Origin of the sequence: Clostridium sp. CAG:43 (assembly GCF_000434655.1) — a bacterium.
GTDB classification, from domain to species: domain Bacteria; phylum Bacillota; class Clostridia; order Lachnospirales; family Lachnospiraceae; genus Otoolea; species Otoolea fessa.
In genome coordinates this window covers 1-654 of the sequence record NZ_FR895003.1, presented here as the reverse complement: position 1 = coordinate 654, position 654 = coordinate 1, and the positions used below count along the sequence as shown (strand labels likewise).

Genomic DNA, 654 nt, shown 5'->3' with positions numbered 1-654 from the left:
GGCGGTCCTGACGGCGAAATCGGAGCCTCTATGCGCTACCTGTCCCAGCGGTATACGATGCCTTATAAGATGCAGAAAGGACTTCTGACCGACATCGGAACCGAGGAACTCGCCCATATGGAGATGATTGCCGCCATTGTCCAGCAGCTCACGCGCAACCTTACTCCGGCACAGATCGAGTCATCCGGGTTCGGACCATACTATATCGACCACACCACGGCAATCTGGCCGCAGGCAGCAGGCGGAATTCCGTTCAATGCGTGCGAGTTCCAGTCGAAGGGCGATGCGATCACGGATTTATATGAGGATATGGCAGCAGAGCAGAAAGCCCGCACAACTTACGACAATATTCTCCGCGTGGTCAAAGATCCGGAAGTATGCGATCCGATCCGTTTTCTGCGCGAGCGCGAGATTGTACATTTTCAGCGGTTTGGTGAAGCTTTAAGAAATGTACAGGATCACCTGAGCAGTCGTAATTTCTATACGTTTAACCCAGAGTTTGATAAAGTGAAAGCGAAGGGATAAAACAAAAACCTCCGTAAACAATGTCAAATTCATTCTTTACGGAGGTTTTCAAACCAGCACCGAGTACGGATAAATCCTTACTGGATGTAAGGGGATTACCCATAAGTATATTGTAGTAGTGATGAGTTA

General features: G+C 48.9%; 1 protein-coding gene. It reads left to right on the top strand.

Annotated features, from left to right (window positions below; translation table 11 throughout):
* Positions 1-525 (top strand): manganese catalase family protein (locus QVO97_RS00935; protein ID WP_288188542.1); only part of this gene is annotated, 525 nt, incomplete at its 5' end.
* Positions 526-654 lie beyond the last annotated feature (129 nt).